This is a genomic window from Paenibacillus campinasensis, from assembly GCF_002272015.1.
GTDB classification, from domain to species: Bacteria; Bacillota; Bacilli; order Paenibacillales; family Paenibacillaceae; genus Paenibacillus_AQ; species Paenibacillus_AQ campinasensis.
The window spans coordinates 55,727-77,256 of record NZ_NPBY01000043.1 but is presented as its reverse complement, the minus strand read 5'-3'; the positions used below and the strand labels follow the sequence as shown (position 1 = coordinate 77,256).

Sequence of the window (21,530 nt, the reverse complement as noted above, 5' to 3'; positions counted from 1 at the left end):
GTGATTCTCTTGTGGACGATAGGAGAATAATGATAATCTATAAGGACATACTGCGTTCTCAGCGGGAAAAGGGGGATGTAATCAATTGGAAATGGTGCGGATCGTCTTTCTGACAGTGCTCATGTTTTTTGTCATTGTGACCGTACATGAATGGGGGCACTACTATTTTGCCCGGCGTGCCGGGATTCTGGTTCGGGAATTCGCGATCGGGTTTGGCCCTAAGCTGTTCTCATATAAGCGAAATGAAACCCAGTTTACGCTAAGGCTACTGCCGTTTGGCGGTTATGCCCGCATGGCTGGAGAAGACCCGGAACTGGTAGAGATTCATGCCGGACAGACGATCGCGGTCCGCCTCAATCAAGAGAATCAGGTGAAGAAGATTTACCTGGATCAGCTGGATAACCGGAAGAATGTGATCCGCGGGGAAGTTCAGTTTATTGATATGGTGGATCGACTGTCCGTTCGCCTGGATGTGGATGGCGAATTTCAACAGTACGAGATTCACCCGCAGGCGATGACGGTTGCGAAGGGAATCGAAACGCAGATCGCCCCGAGAGACCGCCAGTTTAACAGCAAGACGGTCGGACAGCGGGCACTTGCTATTTTTGCCGGGCCATTGATGAACTTTATTTTGGCCTTTATACTGTTCGCGCTTCATATTCAGATGGCAGGGCTTCCTGTCGACAATCCGACTTATGTCAAAATCGGCGAAATTACGAAAGGCGCGCCGGCGGATGAAGCGAACTTGCAGGTTGGCGATATTATTGTCAGCATTAATGGAACAGCGATCGGTGCGGATTACCGGAAGATGATCGAGCTGATCTCGGCGTCGACGGACAAGCCGATGGATTGGACGATACAGCGCGGTGAGGAAACCTTTGACTTGTCCTTGACGCCTCGGGCGATGGAAGGACAGGAAGGCGGCAAGGTGGGCATTGTACCGGAGCTGCCGACCCGGCAAGCGGGTCCGATCGAGACCGTGACGGGGGCCGGTACCGCGATGGTGGATACAACCGGGATCATCTTCCAGGGATTCAGGCAGCTGATCGAGCGCTTCTCCATGGATGATCTTGGCGGTCCTGTGCGGACGTTTGAGGTTACCGGTCAAATTGCAAGACAAGGGATTGAACAGCTCACCTATTGGGCTGCGATATTGAGTTTGTACTTAGGCATTTTCAATCTGCTGCCAATTCCGGCTCTGGACGGTAGCCGCCTTGTATTTCTTGGCGTGGAAGCCGTGCGCGGCAAGCCGATTGATCCCAACCGTGAAGGGATGGTCCACTTCATAGGTTTTGCGATGCTGTTCCTGTTAATGATAGCCGTCACCTACAATGATATATTGCGTCTGATTAACGGGTAAGAAGGACACACCGGTACGGCTTGGAGGCGCCAGCCGCTTTACGAGCCGTGCCTTTTGCTGTACATTTTACCTGCAGCTGTATTTTACTTATGCCGATAACGCGATGGTCGCGGGAGCGCTGCGGGGCATCGACGTTTTATTTATGGGAGGAACACGATTGATATGTCGAAGGATGCCAACAACAAACAATTTGTGACTGAGATAACGCCGCAAGGGGAGGATTTCTCCCGCTGGTATATCGACGTTATTAAGAAAGCCGATCTGATGGACTACTCTCCGGTTCGGGGCTGCATGGTATTCAAGCCGGACGGTTACGAAATATGGGAGCATATCCAGCAGGAGCTTGACCGCCGTTTCAAGGAAACCGGTCATCGCAACGCGTATTTCCCGCTGTTCATTCCGGAAAGCTTCTTCCAGAAAGAGAAAGAGCATGTCGAGGGCTTTAATCCTGAGCTTCCGTGGGTAACCGAGGCAGCAGGGGAGAAGCTGGAGGAGCGCCTGGCGATCCGTCCAACCTCGGAAACGATGATTGGTCATATGTATTCGAAATGGATCCAATCCTATCGTGATCTCCCGGTTCTCATTAACCAGTGGGCAAATGTGGTGCGCTGGGAGAAGCGTACGTTGCCATTCCTGCGCACAAGCGAGTTTCTATGGCAGGAAGGGCATACCGCTCACGAGACCGAAACAGAAGCGAGAGCGGAAACGATGCAAATGCTGGACATCTACGCTGACTTTGTAGAGAACTATCTGGCGATTCCGATCATTAAAGGGCAGAAGACGCCTTCCGAGAAGTTTGCGGGTGCGGTCGATACCTATTCCATCGAAGCGATGATGAAGGATGGACGAGCCGTTCAGGCAGGAACGTCCCATTATATGGGCACGAATTTCGCCGAGGCTTTTGAAATCCAGTATTTAAGCCGTGATAACACGCTCGAATTTGCACACACCACTTCATGGGGGGTCAGCACGCGCCTCATCGGCTCCCTGATTATGGTTCACGGGGACGATCGCGGGCTCGTATTGCCGCCGAAGGTCGCTCCAACGCAGGTGATCATGATTCCGATCGGCCCGCCGAAGACGCGTGATGCCGTTGTCGGGCGTACGGACGAGCTGTTCCGTGAGCTGAAATCGGCCGGAATCCGGGTGCGTGTTGACGACAATCCGGACGTTCGTCCGGGCTGGAAGTTCAATGAATATGAAATGCGGGGCGTGCCGGTTCGTCTGGAGATTGGTCCGCGCGATATGGAGAACGGCGTATGCGTTCTGGTATCCCGGATCACCGGAGAGAAGAAGATCGTTCAGCAGGCGAACCTGGTGGAAGAGGTTCAGGCGATGCTTGAGCAGGTGCATCAGGAGATGTACGACCGTGCGAAGCAGTTCATGGAAGATCACTTCTATTCCGTAAATACGCTGGATGAGATGAAGGCAAGCATGGAAGAGCAGCGCGGATTTACGCTGGCTGGCTGGTGCGGCTCCGAGGCTTGCGAGGACACGGTCAAGCAGGAGACCGGTGCGACGAGCCGAAACATTCCGTTTGAACCAGGCGAGAAGAAAACAACATGTCTCGTGTGCGGCGATGCAGCGAAGCATACCGTATTGTTTGCAAGAGCGTACTAAGGATCAGTGTATGGATTCATTGATCTTGTTCGTCCCGATCACACGGGTTCAATCATTGAATCTTTAAGAAGACTAGCATTCGGAGCTGGCTTCCGGATGGCAGTATGACTTTACGCTCTGTGGCAACAGGAGTAATAGGCGGCTGCCGACGGAAGCCTTTTTCATTCATATCTTTCGTTTGAAGTTTTAGGTTATGCGGGGGGAGGAAGCCATGGGCACACAGGAAGAGAAAAGGAAGCGATTTGAACTGCTGATGAAGCAGGGAGAAGTCCCGGCCAGTCTGGTGGAACCCTATTTCCTGGACGGCTGGATTGAGAAGGTGGAAATCAGCCGCGCCAGCAAGGATTGGAAGATCACGATTCATAAGGAAAAGCTGGTTCCGGGTGAAGTCTACCGGACCTTCTGTCTGAGAATTCAGGAGAAGATGAACCACATTGCCAAGATCAGCTTTGTGTTCAAATATGGAGGCCAAGTTCATGAGGCCGACATCGTTCAAGAATATTGGGGATTGTTTCTTGAATGGGTTCACCGCGAGATCCCATCGGTCAACGGCTGGATGGCCAGAGCGCGATATGAGGTCCATGAAGGGCTGTTGACGCTGACGATGTCGGATGGCATGTCGCTTGAGCTTGCCCGCAAGAAGCAGATCGATCAGGCGATCACACGCTTTTTTGGCAAGTACTTCGAGCTGGATCTCAGGGTGAAGATGCAGGTTGGCGTAAGTGATGTGGCTGCCATGGAAGAGTTTGAGCAGCGCAAACGCCAGGAAGAGCGGGAAGTGATTGAGGCGCTCATGAGCAGCCTGGAGGCCGAGAGCTTGGCCGAAGAGCAGGAAGAGGGCGAGGTCCGCCTGCAGGTCGGTTATGAGATCAAGGAGCAGCCTGTACCGATTCAGGAAATTCAGGATGAAGAGAAGAAAATTACGATTCAAGGCACGATATTCGGGCTGGATCAGAAGGAACTCCGGAACGGAAGCACACTGTTTATGTTTAACTTGACGGATTTCACCGACTCGCTGCAGATGAAGATGTTTGCCAAGACGAAGGATGATCTGAAGGTGCTTGGCCAGCTGGCGAATGGCAAATGGGTCAAAGCGCGCGGACGAGTGGAGTATGACCGCTTTATGCAGGTGCCTGAGCTGGTGATGATCCCTTCCGATCTGGTTGAAGTTCAGGCTCCGCCTTCCCGCAAAGACAACGCCCCTGAGAAACGGGTGGAATTCCATCTCCATACAACGATGAGCACGATGGATGCCGTAACCCCGATTGACCGGTACATCAAAACAGCTGCAAGCTGGGGGCACAAAGCGATCGCCGTCAGCGATCACGGGGGCGTGCAGTCCTACCCGGATGCGGCCAAACACGCGAAGAAGAACGGCATCAAGATGATGTATGGTCTTGAGGCCAACGTGGTTAACGATGCGGTCAACATAGTCGAGAATGCCAAGCCGCTGGAACTGAGCAGCGCGACGTTTGTTGTTTTTGATATCGAGACGACGGGTCTGTCGATCACAGCGAACAAAATTATCGAGATCGCCGCTGTCAAAATGCAGGAGGGTAAGGAGATCGACCGGTACGCGACCTTTGTCAACCCGCATGAACGAATTCCGTACCATATTCAGCAGCTCACGAACATTAACGATGAGATGGTGAAGGATGCACCGGAGCTGGAAGATGTGATGAAGGAGTTTGTAGCATTCGTCGGCGATGCGGTGCTTGTTGCCCACAATGCCCGGTTCGACGTTGGCTTCATTCAGGCGTCGCTGAAAAATCTGGGCATGGAGACGCTCGACAACCCGTATCTCGATACGGTGGAGCTGGCTCGCCTCCTGCATCCAGGCATGAAAAACCACCGGTTGAACACGCTGGCAGACAAATACAAGGTTGCACTGGAAAGCCATCACCGGGCGATTGACGATACCGTTGCCTTGGCCGGCATTCTGAACGGGTTGCTGGCTGATGCCGAGAAGATGAAAGGGATCAAAATGCTGGACCGGCTGAACGACTATGTCGGTACAGATCTGTCCAATGCACGTCCGTTCCATTGCGGCATTTACGCCTTGAATATGACGGGCAAGAAGAACTTGTACAAGCTGGTGTCCATGTCCCATACGGAATATTTCAGGCGCGTGCCTTGCATTCCGAAATCGAGGCTGCAGGAGATGCGCGAGGGGCTGCTCATTCTGTCCGGCTGCGAGAAAGGCGAGTTCTTCGAAACGGTGCTCAACAAGACGGAGGAGGAGGCCGAAGAGGTCGCCCAGTTCTATGATGTGCTTGAAATACAGCCGCTGACGATGTACATGCATCTGGTAGACAAAGGCCTAGTCGGCAGTCCGGAGGAAATCAAAACGGCCCTTCACAAAGTTGTCCGCATCGGCGAGAAGCTGGACAAGCCGGTCATCGCGACAGGCAATGTGCATTATCTGGAGCCGCGGGACAAGCTGTTCCGGGATATTACGATTCACGGGATCACCGGCTTTAGCCCGCTTAAGGATATTCGCAAGCCGGATGCCCACTTTCGCACGACAGAGGAAATGCTGGCCGAGTTCGAATTTCTGGGCGAGGACAAATGCTACGAGGTCGTCGTGAAGAACACGAGCGAACTGGCCGACCGCTTCGAGGAGTTGGAGCTGTTCCCGGATAAACTGTTCACGCCGATTCTTGACGGAGCGGATGAAGAAATCCGCAACACCTGCTATGAGACGGCAAAATCCATCTATGGCGAGCCGCTGCCTGAAGTGGTGGTCGCCCGGCTGGAAAAAGAGCTGGAGCCGATTATCAAATACGGCTTCTCGGCCAACTATCTGATCTCCGAGCGTCTGGTTAAAAAGTCGAACCGGGACGGGTATCTGGTAGGGTCACGGGGGTCTGTCGGCTCCTCTGTCGTCGCAACGTTCCTCGGCATCTCCGAGGTCAACCCGCTGCCTGCGCACTACATATGCCTCAATCCGGAGTGCAAGCACAGCGAGTGGTTCCTTGACGGCAGTGTGCCGAGCGGATTTGACCTTCCCGACAAGTCGTGTCCGGACTGCGGACAGATGATGAAGGGGGAAGGCCAGGATATTCCGTTCGAAACGTTCCTTGGCTTCAAGGGGGACAAGGTTCCGGATATCGATCTGAACTTCTCCGGGGAATATCAGCCGCACGCGCACAATTTCACGAAAGAAATGTTCGGGGAGAAAAACGTGTTCCGGGCGGGAACGATCGGTACGGTTGCGGAAAAGACGGCGTTCGGCTTTGCCAAAAAGTATGAGGAAGATCATCACAAGCGCTGGCGCGGGGCGGAGCTGAGCCGCCTGGCTGCCGGCTGTACCGGCGTCAAGCGGAGCACCGGTCAGCATCCGGGCGGTATTGTCGTCGTGCCGGATTACATCGAGGTCGAGGATATTACCCCTGTGCAGTATCCGGCCGATGATGTGAATGCGGAATGGAAGACCACGCATTTTGATTACCACGCGTTTGATGCGAACTTGCTCAAGCTGGATATTCTGGGGCACGATGATCCGACGATGATGCGGATGCTGCAGGACCTGACCGGAGTTGATCCGACTACGATCCCGATGAATGATCCGAAAGTCATGAGCATGTTCAACTCGACCGAGGCGCTCGGCGTCACGCCGGAGCAGATTCGTTCCCCGGTCGCCACCTACGGCGTGCCGGAGATGGGCACGAAGTTCGTGCGCCAGATGCTGGTGGAATCGCAGCCGTCCAGCTTTGCGGACTTGCTGCAAATATCCGGTCTGTCTCACGGAACCGGCGTATGGCTTGGCAATGCGCAGGAACTGATCAAGAACGGCACCTGCAACATCAAGACCGTGATCGGTTGCCGCGACGACATCATGCTGTTCCTGATCTATAAAGCCGGGATGGACGCAAGCCTGGCGTTTAAAATTACCGAGAGCGTGCGTAAAGGCAAGGGGCTTACCCCGGAATGGATCGAGGAGATGAAACGCTGCAAAGTTCCGCAGTGGTATATCGATTCCTGTCTTAAGATCCAGTACATGTTCCCGAAGGCGCACGCCGCGGCCTACGTTATTTCGGCGGTACGGACAGCCTATTTCAAGCTGTACCATCCGATTGAATACTATGCGACCTACTTCTCGGTTCGGGCTGAGGACTTCGATATCGAGCTGTGCTGCCAAGGTTATGATGCGATATATCGCCGGATCGAGGAGATCGAGCAGATGGGCTTCTCGGCCAGCGCCAAGGAAAAGGGGATGCTGCCGATTCTGGAGATGGCCCTTGAGATGACGGCACGCGGTTTCTCGTTCAAGTCCATCGACCTGTATCGGTCCGACGCAGTCAAATTCATTGTGGACGGCGACTCGCTCATCCCGCCATTCTCCGCGCTGCAAGGCATCGGGGAGAACGCGGCCCGCAACATCGCTGCCGCTCGCGAGTACGGGGAATTCCTGTCCGTTGAAGATTTCCAGCAAAAGGCGAAGGCGAGTAAAACCGCCGTGGAGCTTTTATCGCAGATGGGCTGCTTCCGCGGATTGCCGGAAAGCAACCAGCTGTCGCTGTTTTAATGAACGAGACGTAAGCCGCCGCTTCCTGCTTTTCGGAGCGGCTTGACAGTCAAGGAGTCATACTTGTCACTATTACCAGACTATGTTATAATTTTTTTGGTAATCATGGAGATAAAACCGTTGTGTAAAGAGTGGGGCGACCCACTCTTTACTCTTTGGTATATAGGAAAAGAAAGTTGGAGGTTATGTTCTTTGAGCACACCGAAGATTAAAACGACTGTGGAAGAAATGGTGCAGCCATACTTGGACGAACACGGCTTTGAATTGGTAGATGTGGAATATGTGAAAGAAGGCAGCAGCTGGTTTCTGCGTGTGTTTGTGGACAAAGAAGGCGGTATCGATATTGAGGATTGCGGCTTGATCAGCGAATATTTGAGCCAGAAGCTGGATGAGAACGATCCGATCCCGACAGCTTATTTTCTTGAGGTTTCTTCTCCAGGCGCAGAGCGTCCGCTCAAGAAGAAGGAGGACATTGTGAAGGCGGTCGGCAAGAACGTGTTCGTCACGCTGTACGAGCCGATCGATGGGCTGAAGGAATTTGAAGGCAAGCTGGAGTCCTTTGAGAATGAGGAGCTTGTTGTTCAGACGGCCAGAAAAAAACACGCTATTCCATATGCTAAAGTAGCCAGCGCCAGATTGGCCATCATTTTTTAAACGGAAGTTTTGAAAGGGGGAACCGATTTTCAATGAGTATGGATTTTATTGAGGCAATGAACGAGTTGGAGAGAGAGAAGGGCATAAGCAAGGACGTGCTGTTTGAAGCGATAGAAGCAGCGCTGATCTCGAGCTACAAGCGGAATTTTAACACCGCGCAAAACGTGCGGGTTGACATGAACCGCAACACCGGGGTAATCAAGGTGTTCGCCCGCAAGCTGATCGTGGAAGAGGTTCTGGATCCGCGCACGGAAATTTCTCTGCATGCGGCCCGCGAAATCAATCCTCATTTTCAGCTGGAGGATGTCGCGGAAATCGAGGTTACGCCGCGCGACTTCGGGCGCATTGCTGCGCAGACGGCGAAGCAGGTCGTAACCCAGCGCATCCGGGAAGCTGAGCGTGGACTGATCTACAGCGCCTTTATCGATAAGGAAGACGATATCGTAACCGGGACGCTGCAGCGCCAGGATTTGCGCAACATTTATATCGATCTGGGCAAGATCGAGGCTGCGCTGCCGCTGACTGAGCTGATGCCAAACGAGAAGTTCAAGCACGGAGACCGGATTAAGGCGTATATTACTAAGGTTGAAAATACGACTAAGGGACCTCAAATTATGCTGTCCCGCACACATCCAGGACTGCTTAAGCGTCTGTTCGAGCTTGAGGTGCCCGAAATTTTCGACGGCGTGGTGGAGATTCGTTCGGTTGCGCGCGAAGCGGGCTTCCGCTCCAAAATTGCGGTCTATTCGCGGAACGAGGAAGTCGATCCGGTTGGCTCCTGCGTCGGACCTAAGGGGATGCGCGTACAGACGATTGTCAACGAGCTGCGCGGAGAGAAGATTGATATCGTCCGCTATTCGGATAATGTCGAGGAATATGTAGCCAATGCGCTCAGCCCGTCCAAAGTGCTTGAGGTTCAAGTATTTGAGGACGAGAAGATGGCGCGGGTGATCGTTCCGGACTATCAGCTGTCGCTTGCGATCGGAATCAAAGGCCAGAACGCTCGTCTTGCGGCGAAGCTGACAGGCTGGAAAATCGATATTAAAAGCGAAAGCCAGGCGGAACAGGAATTTGGCAGACCGAGATCCCAAGCGGGAGAAATGCATCAGGATTCCGTCTCCGTCGACTAAAATCATAGCGTGACGGGGGGTTATCGTGTTGAAACAAAGAAAAGTACCGCTGCGCAAATGCGTGGCTTGTCAGGAAATGAAACCGAAGAAAGAGCTGATCCGGATCGTAAGAACCCCCGAGGAGGAGGTACTCATCGATCTGACCGGCAAAAAATCGGGCCGAGGGGCGTATCTGTGCGGCAACGTTTCCTGCTTCAAGCTGGCACATAAAAACAAGGCGCTTGACCGCGCCCTGAAGCATAATGTTAAGCCGGAAATTTACGAGCAGCTGGCCCAGGACTTCATCAAGGTTGAGGATGAATTTCTTGCGGCAAAGGACCGTGCCGATGATGAATAGAACGCTTTCTCGTCTGGGCCTGGCCATGCGCGCAGGCAAGGTGGTTACCGGAGATGAGGTTGTGCTGAAAGCAATCCGGTCTTCCGAAGCAAAATTGGTTATTCTGGCGGGTGACGCCTCAGATCTTACGAAAAAAAAGTTCCGCGACAAATGCGGTTCTTACAACATCCCTCTGGTAATCGGATTTGACCGGGACAGTCTCGGCACAAGTGTAGGAAAACCCGAAAGGGTTGTGCTGGCCATTACGGATCAAGGATTCGCAGAACTGATCTCCAAAGGTATGGAGACAATGTCGGAGGTGGAGTATATTGAGTAAACAGGAAAACAAGGATAATAAACTTCGTGTGTACGAATACGCGAAATCATTGAATATGAGCAGTAAAGAGATCATTACGATTCTCAAGCGTCTGGATATTCCGGTCAATAACCACATGAGTGTTATGGAAAATGATACGGTATCCAAGGTGGAGCAGTTCTTTAAGGACATCAAGTCTAGTGCAGCCGCCAAACGCGATACTGCAGAAGCTTCTCGCGGAGACAGCCGCAAGTCGGCATCGGTCGCGAGCAGCCAGGCAACGACCGGAGGCGGACAGGGCGGAGCGACCACTGTGCGCAGTGGAGATGGCAATGGCAGCCAGCGCTCCCAGAGCCGAGGACAAGGACAGCAGCCAAAAAAACAACAGGAAAAGCAGGTAGGTATGAATAATAGAAATCATCAAAATAACCAGAACTCTTCCAGCACCCAAAACGGAAGAAAAAGTCAGCCAGGCTCCCCACAGGGGCAGAACAACAATCGGAACAACGGACAAAGACCAGGCGCAGCGGTACAAACGACAGCGCGTCCGCAGAGCAATGGGCAGCCAAGCGGTTCCCGTCCACAGGGCGGCGGAAACAATAGCGGGACTCCAAATCGAAGCGGCGATCAGAACCGCAACAAAACCGGCGGCAACCAGAACCGTTCGGGCGGCGGCAAGCGCTTTGATGACAACCGCCAGGGAGGTTTCCGGAACAACAACCGCGGCGGCAGAAACAACCGCGGGCGGAATCAGAACAACCAGCCGCCTCGCGAGAAAATCGACAACACGCCGAAGAAAATTATCGTCCGCGGCAACATGACCGTCGGTGAGACGGCAAAGCTGCTTCATAAGGACGCTTCCGAAGTCATCAAGAAGCTGATTTTCCTCGGCGTGATGGCCACGATCAATCAGGAGCTCGACATCGAGACGATCCAGCTGCTTGCAGGAGAGTTCGGGGTTGAGGTAGAAGTGAAGATTCCGGTGGAAGAAGATCGGTTCGAGACGGTTGAGGAGAACGATGCGCCAGAGGATCTGCTTGAGCGTCCGCCAGTCGTCACCATTATGGGACACGTTGACCATGGTAAAACGACGCTGCTTGACGCAATCCGCTCCACCAATGTAACCGGTGGCGAAGCCGGAGGTATTACGCAGCATATCGGGGCTTACCAAGTCGAGATCAACAACAAGAAGATCACCTTCCTCGATACCCCGGGCCACGAAGCGTTTACGGCGATGCGTGCGCGCGGTGCGCAGGTGACGGATATTACGATTATCGTTGTGGCTGCGGATGACGGCGTGATGCCGCAGACGGTTGAGGCGATCAACCATGCGAAGGCAGCGGGACTGCCGATCATCGTAGCTGTCAACAAAATCGATAAACCGGATGCCAACCCGGATAAAGTCAAACAGGAACTGACCGAATATGAGCTTGTGCCTGAAGAGTGGGGCGGCGACACGATCTTTGTCAATGTCTCAGCGAAACAGCGCATGGGCCTTGAAGATCTGCTGGAGATGATTCTGCTCGTTGCCGAAGTGAACGAGTACAAAGCCAATCCGAATAAGCGCGCCCGCGGTACGGTCATCGAGGCCGAGCTGGATAAAGGCCGCGGTCCGGTAGCGCGGATTCTCGTTCAACACGGAACGCTCAAAGTCGGCGATGCCTTCGTGGCGGGCAACTGCTTCGGACGGATTCGTGCGATGGTGAACGATAAAGGCCGCCGTCTGAAAGAAGCCGGACCTTCGACGCCGGTAGAGATTACGGGTCTGACCGAAGTGCCGGGCGCCGGCGATCCATTCATGGTGTTTGAAGATGAGCGCAAAGCGCGCTCCATTGCCGAGAAACGGGCGGTTACACAGCGTCAATCCGAGCTGAACACCAACACAAGAGTGACGCTTGACGATCTGTTCAAGCACATTAAAGATGGCGAGATTAAAGATTTGAATGTCATCATCAAAGGGGACGTTCAAGGTTCTGTCGAGGCGCTCAAAGGCTCGCTGAACAAAATCGAAGTGGAAGGCGTGCGCGTGAAAATCATTCACAGCGGTGTCGGTGCCATTACGGAATCCGATATTATTTTGGCCGCAGCTTCCAATGCGATTGTGATCGGCTTTAACGTCCGTCCTGATGTTCAGGCGAAACAGACGGCAGAGCAAGAGAAGGTAGACATTCGTCTCCACCGGGTAATTTATAAGGTAATCGAGGAAATCGAGCAGGCGATGAAGGGCATGCTGGATCCGGAGTACAAGGAAACGGTTATCGGCCACGCCGAGGTGCGGAACACCTTTAAAGTGAGCAAGGTCGGAACGATTGCCGGCTGCATGGTCACTTCCGGTAAGATTGCGAGAAATGCCGAAGTCCGCCTCATTCGCGACGGCATTGTCGTTCACGAAGGCAAGATCGATTCCCTCAAGCGATTCAAAGATGATGCAAAAGAAGTTGCTCAAGGTTATGAATGTGGGATTACCTTGGAAAACTATAGCGACGTCAAAGAAGGCGACGTCATTGAAGCCTTTATCATGGAAACGGTGGAGCGCTAATCAAAGAGGTGATCTAAATGGCGAAAATAAGAACAGGACGCGTAGGAGAACAGATCAAGAAGGAGCTTAGCCAGCTGATCCAGACGGAGATCAAGGATCCGAGAATCGGGTTCATTACGGTGACGGGCGTGGATGTAACCAATGATCTGTCCCAGGCGAAGGTGTACTTGAGCGTTCTCGGGGATGACGAGCAGAAAGCCGCTTCCTTGAAAGGGCTGGAGAAAGCCAGCGGTTTCCTGCGCTCGGAGCTGGGCAAGCGAATCCGCCTTCGCCATGTTCCGGAACTGCTTTTCAAGTTCGATGATTCGATTGCGTACGGCAGCCGGATTGAAAAGCTGCTGAATGAGATCGGCGAGAACGAAGAGAAGTGATCAGGTAGTTTGTTGTATAAAGGAGAGGGCGAATGCAGACCTATGAACAGGAACTGCAGCAGGTGAAGTCATTTCTGCTGGAGCATGATGATTACTTGGTAGTGTCGCATGTTCAGCCCGATGGAGACGCAGTCAGTTCCACCCTAGCGGTGGGCTGGCTTCTCTCATGTCTGGGCAAAAAATTCGCAATGATGAACGAAGGGCCGATTCCGAAGCGGATGAGCGGGCTGTGGAATGCGGACGAGCTGATCAATCTGTCCGAGCAGCAGCCGGGTCGGAACTTCAAATTTGTCATTTGCGTCGATTGTGCGGATTTTGACCGAGTTGGCCGCACCAAGGAATGGTTTGCGGAGGATGCGCTGATCGTCAACATCGACCATCATCCGACCAATAACCGATACGGCGCCGTCAACGCTGTGAGATCTGATGCAGCAGCTACGGCGGAAATCTTGTATGATCTGTTACAGTTGTTTGATATCCGCTGGGATGCCGATATTGCAACTGCACTCTATACGGGATTGCTGACGGATACCGGGGGCTTCCGGTACTCGAATACTTCCCCGAAGGTGATGGGGATCGCTTCGGAACTGCTGTCTTATGGTGTGAACGGTCCGGAGCTAGCTGAATCGCTGCTGGAGGAGATGACGCTGCCGCAGATGCAGGTGCTTGTGCAGGCGCTGAATACACTCAGTCTGAGCGAGGATGGCAAGATCGCCTGGGTCTATGTGACGCCGGAGCATATGAAGCTGTGCGGCGCGATCAATGAAGATCTCGAAGGCATCGTCAATTATCCACGCAACATTCAAGGGGTGGAAGTCGGCATTTTGTTCAAGCAGCTGGAGAACGGAGGCGTTAAGGTCAGTCTGCGCTCCGCCGGCAAGGTGGACGTGGCTGCACTGGCTCAAAGCTTCGGCGGCGGCGGACATGTACGCGCGGCAGGCTGCAGAATGGAAGGGAATCTGGAGGAAGTCATAACCCGGATTGTTGAGCGGGTGAGACTCGCCTTATGAGTACGCTGGAAGGAATACTGGCAGTGAACAAGCCGGCTGGCTGGACCTCGCATGATGTGGTAGCCAAGGTACGCCGGATCGTGAAGATGAAACGGATCGGCCATGCCGGCACCCTTGACCCCCAGGTAACGGGCGTGCTTCCGCTGTGTCTAGGGCGAGCCACCCGGGTGCTGGAATATTTGCAGGAGCTGCCCAAGGAATACAAGGCGGTCATGCGGCTTGGTTATGCTACGGATACGGAGGATGTTACCGGAAATGTGCTGGAATCGGTAGATGAGGTTCATGTGACAAGAGAAGAGGCGGAGGAAGCGCTGCGTTCTTTTGTCGGGGAGATTTCCCAGGTGCCTCCGATGTATTCGGCCGTCAAGGTAGACGGGAAGCGGCTGTACGAGCTTGCAAGGGAAGGGAAAGTGGTTGAGCGCAAAAGCAGGAATGTGTTCATCCATGAAATCGAGATGACCGGCTTTGAAGCTGGGGATGCCGGCACCGATATCTCGTTTCGGGTGCTCTGCTCGAAAGGAACCTATATCCGCACGCTCTGCGTGGATATCGGGAAGGCGCTTGGCCTTCCATCGGTTATGGTCCAGCTTGAGCGAACCCGATCCGCTGGCGTTACGGCCGAGCAGTGCCTGTCGATTGAAGACATCGAACGGTTGATGTCCGAAGGCACGCTGGACGCTTATTTGATTCCGGTGGATGAGGCGATTTCTCATCTCCCGGCTCATCGTGTCGGAGAGGAGAAGGCGGAAGCGGCGCTTCGAGGGCAGCGGCTGTCCGCCAGAGTGGTTACTCCCCCGGTCCAGGATGAGCGTCCTGTTCGCTTGTATGATGGCAGCGGCAAGTTTTTGGGAATCTTTCAGAAGCAGGAAGAATCCGGGGCGATTGCGCCTGTAAAAGTGTTTTCCTAGAGATATATAGTATATGGACTGGTGGTGAGAAATTCGTGAAAGTGGTTTCCCTATCCTATCCGATTTCATCGGAATTGAAACAGCAGCTCGGTCAGCCGCAAATTGCGGCGATCGGCCAGTTTGACGGGCTGCATCTGGGACATGCGAGCGTGCTGTCCACAGCGGTTCGTCTGGCCCGGGAAGAAGGCGTTCCGGCCGCGCTCATTACCTTTTACCCGCATCCGAAGGATGTGATTCGCAAAGGGAGCTATGAGGGCTATCTGACGCCCCAGCCGGACAAGGAAGCACTGCTGGCCGATATGGGCATCGACATCCTCTATGTGGTTGAATTCAACGAAGCGCTGTCCAAGGTAAGTCCGGAAGCATTTTTTACGGATGTGCTGCTTCCGCTTGAACTGAAAACGGCCGTGGTCGGATTTGATTTCCGCTTCGGTCACAAGGGCCAGGGTGACGCCGACATTCTGGCAGAGCTGGGCAAGGGCGCGATGAAAGTCATTACGATTCCGCCGTTTTTGATGAGCGGAGAGAAGGTGGGGAGCTCCTCCATCCGAACAGCGCTGAAGACGGGACAGCTGTCGGATGCCAACCGGTGGCTCGGCCGCCATTACCGCATCCGCGGCAGTGTTATTCACGGGGAGAAGCGGGGCAGGCTGATCGGCTTTCCGACGGCGAATCTGGAGCTGGCTGAGTCCTATGTCGTGCCTGCGCTCGGCGTATATGCCGTATTTGCACAGATTCCCGGCGAGAACCGCCGCATTCCGGGCGTGATGAATGTCGGCGTCAAGCCAACTTTCCACGAAGGGATAACGAAGCCGGTTTTTGAAGTGCATCTGTTCGATTATGAAGCAGATCTGTACGGTCAAATGCTGACCGTCGATCTGGTGTCCTACATTCGCAAGGAGCATAAATTCGAATCGGTGGACGAACTGGTGGAGTGGATTAACCGCGATGCAGCGGAAGCCCGCACAATTTTAAGCGAGTCCGAATAATTGTTTTCCTCGTGCGGCGGATGAAGCATGTTTTTCTTTCGTTTTGATTTTCTTTTTTGGGCAAAGTATGCTATACTCGTAGAGGTTGCCGGAAAACACGGCAATTATAACCTTGGCTTGGATGCTTGATCTCACCGTCGGTATACTCGGCCAATGGCGATTATGATGAAGGAGGTGAACAGGATGGCATTGACTCAAGAACGTAAACAACAACTGATTGACGAGCACAAAACTCACGAGTCCGATACAGGATCTCCAGAGGTGCAAATCGCTATCCTAACGGAAAATATTACGAACCTGACTGACCACTTGCGTACTCACAAGAAGGATCATCACTCCCGCCGCGGATTGCTGAAAATGGTCGGTCAACGCCGTAAATTGCTTGCATACTTGAAAAACAAGGATGTTACCCGTTACAGCGCTTTGATCGAAAAGCTTGGATTGCGTCGCTAATCATCCATACGATGTGCGTAAAAGCAGCCTGGTTGTCCACTGTCCTTCCTGGAACGACAGCGGCGCAGCCGGGCTCTTTTCTAAATTTTTTGGTTTTGCCTGTGGATAGGAGTTGTTATGTCGGCTGAATCTGCTGGTTGATGAAACGTTTTGTGTGCTGTATTTTACATATGAGAACCAGAATCGCTATCGTTTCGGCTGCAACGAACAATCCTATTTTATGAACATTCATAATAAAGGCAATACTTAACACTTGAAGGAACAAAAAATACTGTCCCCACGAGGAGGGATTATATGGAAACCCGTGTTGAAATGCAGCTCGGTGGAAGACCGCTGGTTCTTGAAACCGGACGTCTGGCCAAACAGGCGAATGCGGCGGTCATGGTGCGCTACGGCGAAACGGCTGTACTGTGTACGGTGACGGCTTCCAGCGAGCCCAAAGATCTGGATTTTTTCCCGTTGACTGTTAACTATGAGGAAAGACTGTACGCTGTCGGCAAAATTCCGGGCGGATTCATCAAACGTGAAGGAAGACCGAGCGAGAAAGCGATTCTTGCCAGCCGTCTGACAGACCGTCCGATTCGTCCATTGTTCCCGGAAGGCTTCCGGAACGATGTGCAGGTGCTGAACCTGGTCATGAGTGTCGATCAGGATTGTGAACCGGAAATTGCAGCGATGATCGGAACTTCGGCGGCGCTGAGCATCTCGGACGTGCCGTTTAACGGACCGATCGGCGGCGTGGCCGTGGGCCGGGTGAACGGAAACTTTGTTGTGAACCCGACGATTGCGGAGCAGGAGGCAAGCGACATTTATCTCGTCGTTGCCGGTACGAAGGACGCCATCATGATGGTTGAGGCTGAAGCGAACGAGGTTCCTGAAGAAGTGATGCTGGAAGCGATTATGTTCGGGCATGACGAGATCAAGAACATCGTGGCGAAAATCGAGGAATTGGTGGCTGTTGCCGGCAAAGAGAAGATGGAAGTCAAGCTTCATGCCGTTGACGAAACGGTGAATCGCGAGGTGCGCGAATTTGCGGGCGCTCGTCTGGTTGAGGCAGTCCGCATTGCCGAGAAGCATGCGCGTCAGGAAGCGATTGATGCCATCAACGAAGAGGCGTATGCCCATTTTGAAGAGAAATATATCGAAACACCAGAGCTGCTGAAAGACGTGAAAGAGGTTCTTCACGATATTGTGAAGGAAGAAGTTCGCCGTCTTATTACCCATGACAAAGTTCGTCCGGACGGACGCGGTCTGTCCGAAATCCGACCGATCGAATGCGATACCGGCCTGCTGCCGCGTACGCACGGTTCAGGGCTGTTCACGCGCGGTCAAACTCAGGCGCTCAGCATATGTACGCTTGGCGCGCTTGGCGACGTGCAGATCCTCGATGGCATCGATCTGGAAGAAACGAAACGCTTCATGCACCATTACAACTTCCCGCCGTTCAGTGTCGGCGAAGCTCGTCCGCTTCGTGCACCGGGACGACGCGAAATCGGTCATGGCGCATTGGGCGAGCGCGCCTTGTCCAAGGTGATTCCTTCCGAGGTGGATTTCCCTTACACGATCCGTCTCGTATCCGAAGTGCTGGAGTCTAACGGTTCGACTTCGCAGGCGAGCATCTGTGCCAGCACGCTGGCGATGATGGACGCAGGCGTTCCGATTAAAGCGCCGGTTGCCGGGGTAGCGATGGGTCTCATCAAAGACGGAGATCATGTGTCCATTCTGACAGACATTCAAGGCATGGAAGATCATCTGGGCGACATGGACTTCAAGGTGGCAGGTACGCCGGATGGGGTTACGGCGATTCAGATGGATATCAAAATCGACGGCATCGACCGCGCGATTCTTGAGGAAGCGCTGGAGCAGGCGAAGGAAGGCCGCATGTTCATCCTTGGCAAAATGATGGAAGTGATCCAGAAGCCGAGAGAGACGCTTTCCCAATATGCGCCTAAAATCATCACCATGCAGATTAACCCGGATAAAATCCGTGACGTTATCGGTGCTGGCGGTAAAATCATCAACAAAATTATTGAAGAAACCGGCGTAAAAATCGACATTGAGCAGGATGGCCGCGTATTCATCGCCTCTTCCAACGAAGAGATGAACCGGAAGGCGCTGTCGATTATCGAAGGTATCGTCCGCGAAGTTGCCGTAGGTGAAATCTATACCGGAACGGTAAAACGGATCGAGAAATTCGGCGCGTTCGTAGAAATTCTTCCGAATAAAGATGGGCTGATTCACATTTCCCAGCTGTCCACCGAACGGGTGGCGAAAGTGGAGGATGTGGTGTCTATCGGCGATGTTGTGACGGTAAAAGTAACCGAGATCGATCAGCAAGGCCGCATCAACCTGTCGCGCAAAGCCGTGCTGACAGCCGAAGCGAGCAAAAGCTGAGGCCTGCTGAATTCGGATCAACCGCATCAAGCTTGTACCAGCGTAGAAAAGAGACAGAACTGATTTCTGGCTCTTTTTTTGCGTTTAAGGACGTATTTAATGACCGATTTTTTCATAAAATGGGACAAAGCTTCTCAAAGAGAGGGGATCAAGCCCATGAATCGGAAAAAAATAACGGTGCTCCTGTCTGGTGCCGCAATGGTATCGGCTCTTGCTGTGTTCAGCGGAGCCTGGGATTATGTACAGGGAATAAGCGCCTATCCAGCCAGTGGGATCACCGCCAAACCAGAGCGGAAGAGCGAAGTCCATCTGGAGCTGTTAAATACGATTGAAGCGGAGGCTGCCAAGGTGAGGGTAGAGCCGCAGGATGCTAGAGTGGACAGCGTATGGAAGGCGATCCCCGGCTATAACGGCCTTGAAGTTGATGTGGAGGCGACCTATGAGCAGGCTGTGCAGCAGTATAAGCCCGGAAGTCCGATTACCTACATATATCGCCAGATCCCTGCCAAAGTGAAGCTAGACGATCTGGGCGTCCATCCGATCTACCGCGGCAATCCGAACAAGCCGATGGTTTCCTTGATGATCAATGTGGCCTGGGGCAATGAGTATTTGGTCCCGATGCTCAATACGCTGGATGAGGAGAACGTAAAGACGACCTTTTTCCTGGACGGCAGCTGGCTCAAAAAGAACCCGGAGCTGGCAGCGGAAATCGTCAAGCGCGGTCATGAGGTCGAGAATCATGCTTACTCGCATCCGAATATGAGCTCCTTGAGCCGCGCTCGCGCCGAGCTCGAGATCGCCAAAACGCAGCAGCTGCTAAAGGAGAGCCTTGGTGTAGAGAACAAGTGGTTCGCTCCGCCTTCCGGCGATTTCAACCAGCAGACGGTCGAAATTGCCCACGCCCGTGGACTGAAAACGGTGCTGTGGACGCTGGATACGGTCGATTGGAAAAAGCCGTCTCCGGAATCGGTCGTTCATAAAATCACAACCAAGGCCGAGCCGGGATTTCTCATTCTGATGCATCCGACAGAGTCGTCCTCTAAAGCACTTAAAGCCATGATTCAAGGCATCCGCGCCAAAGGGCTTCACATCGGCACGGTCAGCCAGACGCTGTCCCCGGAGCGGATCATGCCCTAGCGGTTGAGCGGCAGAGGCAAGTTTGATAAAATGTATGGATGGCATTAGGTAAATCGAGCCATTGGAAGTGAACCTTGGCGGAACAATTAGGGGGGCCTATCATGAAAAAAATACAGCTGTCTAACGGCCTGAGAGTTGTTATGGAGCAAATCCCGACAAGCCGCTCGGTCTCATTCGGCATCTGGGTCAAGACCGGATCGAGGAATGAAACCCCCGAGATCAACGGGATTACGCATTTTATAGAGCATATGATGTTCAAAGGCACCGAACGCTTCGACGCGCGTGCCATTGCGGAGCAGTTTGACGCCATTGGCGGGAATGTGAACGCATTTACGGCCAAGGAATATACTTGCTACTACGCCAAAGTGCTGGATGAGCATCTGCCGATTGCGGTGGATGTATTGTCCGATATGTTCTTTCATTCGAAGCTGGATTCGGAAGAGCTTGCCAAAGAGAAGAACGTCATCCTGGAAGAGATTGCGATGTATGAGGATACACCGGATGATCTGGTGCATGATCTGATGTCGCTGTCCGTCTACGGCGGCCATCCGCTGGCCTATCCAATTCTCGGCACGAAGGATCGGCTGGAGGCGATGGACTCTGAGGCGCTTAAAGCCTACATGACAAGCCATTATACAATTGACAACACCGTCATCTCCCTGGCAGGCAATATTGATGAGAGCGTAGTGGAGCTGCTGGAGCGGCATTTTGGCCAGTTCTCCAACCGCGGGACGAGCGGGCCGCTGGAAGTTCCTGTATTTCAGGACGGAATCGAGTTCCGGAAGAAAAAAACCGAGCAAAATCATATTTGCATGTCATTTCCGGGCCTGGCCATCGGAGATGATCTTCAGTATGCCATGGTGCTGCTCAACAATGCCATCGGCGGTGGCATGAGCTCGCGCCTGTTCCAGGAAATTCGGGAGAAGCGCGGACTGGCCTATTCGGTCTACTCTTACCACAGTTCCCATGCGGACAGCGGCATGTTTACCATTTACGCCGGAACGGCGCCGAAGCAGACGAAGGACGTCCTCGAACTGACCAAGGAAATGCTGTTTGATCTGGCAACGAACGGGATGCAGGAGGAGGAGCTGCGCAAAGGCAAGGAACAGCTGAAGGGCAGCCTGATTCTGAGCCTGGAGAGCACCGGGAGCCGCATGAACCGTCTGGGCAAAAATGAGCTGATGCTCGGCCGTCACTACAGCCTTGATCAAGTGATCGAGCGGATCGAAAAGGTCAGCATGGACGACATTGATGCGGTGCTTGACCGGATGTTCGGAACGCCATATGCGCTGGCCATGGTCGGAACGACAGACAAGGCATTAAACACACTTAGGAGGAATGAATTTGTTGCACTACGTTCAAATTAACCGATTGCCCGGAAACGAGGATATCAAGCTGCCTGTCAAAATGTCAGAGCTTGCGGCAGGCTTTGATCTGCACGCCGCCGTCGAGGAACCGGTTGTGCTCGCGCCAGGAGAGCGCAAGCTGATCCCGACCGGGTTCGCCATCGCGATGCCGGGGGAGCTGGAGGCGCAGATCCGTCCGCGAAGCGGGCTTGCATACAAGCATGGCATTACATGCTTGAACGCGCCGGGAACGATTGATGCGGACTATCGCGGGGAAGTCAAGGTGCTGCTCATCAATCTGGGGCAGGAGCCATTCACTATCGAACGCAACGAACGGATTGCCCAGATGGTGTTCAAGACGGTGCCTGCCGTCGAGTTTGTGGAGGTGGATGAACTGTCCGATACCGTGCGCGGAGCGGGCGGATTCGGACATACCGGCAAATAAGGCGGATCGTTATA

At 53.4% G+C, this 21,530-nt stretch carries 17 protein-coding genes; all 17 read left to right on the top strand.

Annotation, left to right across the window (positions count from 1 at the left end; all coding sequences use genetic code 11):
• Positions 1 to 85: 85 nt before the first annotated feature.
• Positions 86 to 1,360: an RIP metalloprotease RseP gene (rseP, locus tag CHH67_RS13465; RefSeq protein WP_095265705.1), complete on the top strand. Its 1,275-nt coding sequence runs from the start codon at positions 86 to 88 to the stop codon at positions 1,358 to 1,360.
• 162 nt (positions 1,361 to 1,522) lie between these two features.
• The gene (gene proS / locus CHH67_RS13460; RefSeq protein WP_095265704.1) at positions 1,523 to 2,980 is read left to right on the top strand and encodes a proline--tRNA ligase; all 1,458 of its coding nucleotides are present in this window, start codon (positions 1,523 to 1,525) and stop codon (positions 2,978 to 2,980) included.
• 211 nt (positions 2,981 to 3,191) lie between these two features.
• A complete protein-coding gene (locus tag CHH67_RS13455; protein ID WP_095265703.1) occupies positions 3,192 to 7,508 on the top strand; it encodes a PolC-type DNA polymerase III in 4,317 nt (1,438 codons plus the stop codon).
• Between the two features lie 192 nt (positions 7,509 to 7,700).
• Positions 7,701 to 8,162, top strand: coding sequence for a ribosome maturation factor RimP (gene rimP, locus CHH67_RS13450; protein ID WP_095265702.1), 462 nt, complete (start codon positions 7,701 to 7,703; stop codon positions 8,160 to 8,162).
• 32 nt (positions 8,163 to 8,194) lie between these two features.
• A complete protein-coding gene (gene nusA, locus CHH67_RS13445) occupies positions 8,195 to 9,292 on the top strand; it encodes a transcription termination factor NusA (RefSeq protein WP_095265701.1) in 1,098 nt (365 codons plus the stop codon).
• 28 nt (positions 9,293 to 9,320) lie between these two features.
• Positions 9,321 to 9,629 (top strand): RNase P modulator RnpM, encoded by a 309-nt coding sequence (gene rnpM / locus CHH67_RS13440; protein ID WP_095265700.1) that lies wholly within the window; start codon positions 9,321 to 9,323, stop codon positions 9,627 to 9,629.
• Positions 9,622 to 9,945 carry a L7Ae/L30e/S12e/Gadd45 family ribosomal protein gene (locus CHH67_RS13435; protein WP_179292127.1) on the top strand — a complete coding sequence of 108 codons (324 nt, stop codon included), beginning with the start codon at positions 9,622 to 9,624 and terminating at the stop codon, positions 9,943 to 9,945. The genes rnpM and CHH67_RS13435 overlap by 8 nt, the downstream gene beginning before the upstream one ends.
• Positions 9,938 to 12,463 (top strand): translation initiation factor IF-2, encoded by a 2,526-nt coding sequence (gene infB, locus CHH67_RS13430; RefSeq protein ID WP_095265698.1) that lies wholly within the window; start codon positions 9,938 to 9,940, stop codon positions 12,461 to 12,463. The genes CHH67_RS13435 and infB overlap by 8 nt, the downstream gene beginning before the upstream one ends.
• 17 nt (positions 12,464 to 12,480) lie before the next feature.
• Positions 12,481 to 12,834 (top strand): 30S ribosome-binding factor RbfA, encoded by a 354-nt coding sequence (gene rbfA, locus CHH67_RS13425; RefSeq protein ID WP_095265697.1) that lies wholly within the window; start codon positions 12,481 to 12,483, stop codon positions 12,832 to 12,834.
• 32 nt (positions 12,835 to 12,866) lie between these two features.
• Entirely contained in the window at positions 12,867 to 13,844 is a 978-nt protein-coding gene (locus tag CHH67_RS13420; RefSeq protein WP_095265696.1) for a DHH family phosphoesterase, read from the top strand.
• The gene (gene truB, locus CHH67_RS13415; protein WP_095265695.1) at positions 13,841 to 14,752 is read left to right on the top strand and encodes a tRNA pseudouridine(55) synthase TruB; all 912 of its coding nucleotides are present in this window, start codon (positions 13,841 to 13,843) and stop codon (positions 14,750 to 14,752) included. The genes CHH67_RS13420 and truB overlap by 4 nt, the downstream gene beginning before the upstream one ends.
• Before the next feature lie 35 nt (positions 14,753 to 14,787).
• The gene (locus CHH67_RS13410; protein ID WP_095265694.1) at positions 14,788 to 15,741 is read left to right on the top strand and encodes a bifunctional riboflavin kinase/FAD synthetase; all 954 of its coding nucleotides are present in this window, start codon (positions 14,788 to 14,790) and stop codon (positions 15,739 to 15,741) included.
• A gap of 183 nt (positions 15,742 to 15,924) precedes the next feature.
• The gene (rpsO, locus tag CHH67_RS13405) at positions 15,925 to 16,194 is read left to right on the top strand and encodes a 30S ribosomal protein S15 (RefSeq protein WP_095265693.1); all 270 of its coding nucleotides are present in this window, start codon (positions 15,925 to 15,927) and stop codon (positions 16,192 to 16,194) included.
• 294 nt (positions 16,195 to 16,488) lie between these two features.
• Positions 16,489 to 18,588 carry a polyribonucleotide nucleotidyltransferase gene (pnp, locus tag CHH67_RS13400; protein WP_095265692.1) on the top strand — a complete coding sequence of 700 codons (2,100 nt, stop codon included), beginning with the start codon at positions 16,489 to 16,491 and terminating at the stop codon, positions 18,586 to 18,588.
• 156 nt (positions 18,589 to 18,744) lie between these two features.
• A complete protein-coding gene (locus tag CHH67_RS13395) occupies positions 18,745 to 19,725 on the top strand; it encodes a polysaccharide deacetylase family protein (protein ID WP_095265691.1) in 981 nt (326 codons plus the stop codon).
• Between the two features lie 101 nt (positions 19,726 to 19,826).
• Positions 19,827 to 21,092 carry a M16 family metallopeptidase gene (locus CHH67_RS13390; protein WP_095265690.1) on the top strand — a complete coding sequence of 422 codons (1,266 nt, stop codon included), beginning with the start codon at positions 19,827 to 19,829 and terminating at the stop codon, positions 21,090 to 21,092.
• A complete protein-coding gene (gene dut, locus CHH67_RS13385; RefSeq protein WP_176475488.1) occupies positions 21,070 to 21,516 on the top strand; it encodes a dUTP diphosphatase in 447 nt (148 codons plus the stop codon). The genes CHH67_RS13390 and dut overlap by 23 nt, the downstream gene beginning before the upstream one ends.
• Positions 21,517 to 21,530: the final 14 nt, after the last annotated feature.

Coding starts and splice junctions, on each gene's coding strand:
- pnp (WP_095265692.1), top strand. CDS start 16,489: ATGGAAACCCGTGTTGAAATGCAGCTCGGTGGAAGACCGCTGGTTCTT.
- truB (WP_095265695.1), top strand. CDS start 13,841: ATGAGTACGCTGGAAGGAATACTGGCAGTGAACAAGCCGGCTGGCTGG.
- rbfA (WP_095265697.1), top strand. CDS start 12,481: ATGGCGAAAATAAGAACAGGACGCGTAGGAGAACAGATCAAGAAGGAG.
- nusA (WP_095265701.1), top strand. CDS start 8,195: ATGAGTATGGATTTTATTGAGGCAATGAACGAGTTGGAGAGAGAGAAG.
- CHH67_RS13420 (WP_095265696.1), top strand. CDS start 12,867: ATGCAGACCTATGAACAGGAACTGCAGCAGGTGAAGTCATTTCTGCTG.
- CHH67_RS13395 (WP_095265691.1), top strand. CDS start 18,745: ATGAATCGGAAAAAAATAACGGTGCTCCTGTCTGGTGCCGCAATGGTA.
- CHH67_RS13435 (WP_179292127.1), top strand. CDS start 9,622: ATGAATAGAACGCTTTCTCGTCTGGGCCTGGCCATGCGCGCAGGCAAG.
- rpsO (WP_095265693.1), top strand. CDS start 15,925: ATGGCATTGACTCAAGAACGTAAACAACAACTGATTGACGAGCACAAA.
- proS (WP_095265704.1), top strand. CDS start 1,523: ATGTCGAAGGATGCCAACAACAAACAATTTGTGACTGAGATAACGCCG.
- CHH67_RS13390 (WP_095265690.1), top strand. CDS start 19,827: ATGAAAAAAATACAGCTGTCTAACGGCCTGAGAGTTGTTATGGAGCAA.
- CHH67_RS13455 (WP_095265703.1), top strand. CDS start 3,192: ATGGGCACACAGGAAGAGAAAAGGAAGCGATTTGAACTGCTGATGAAG.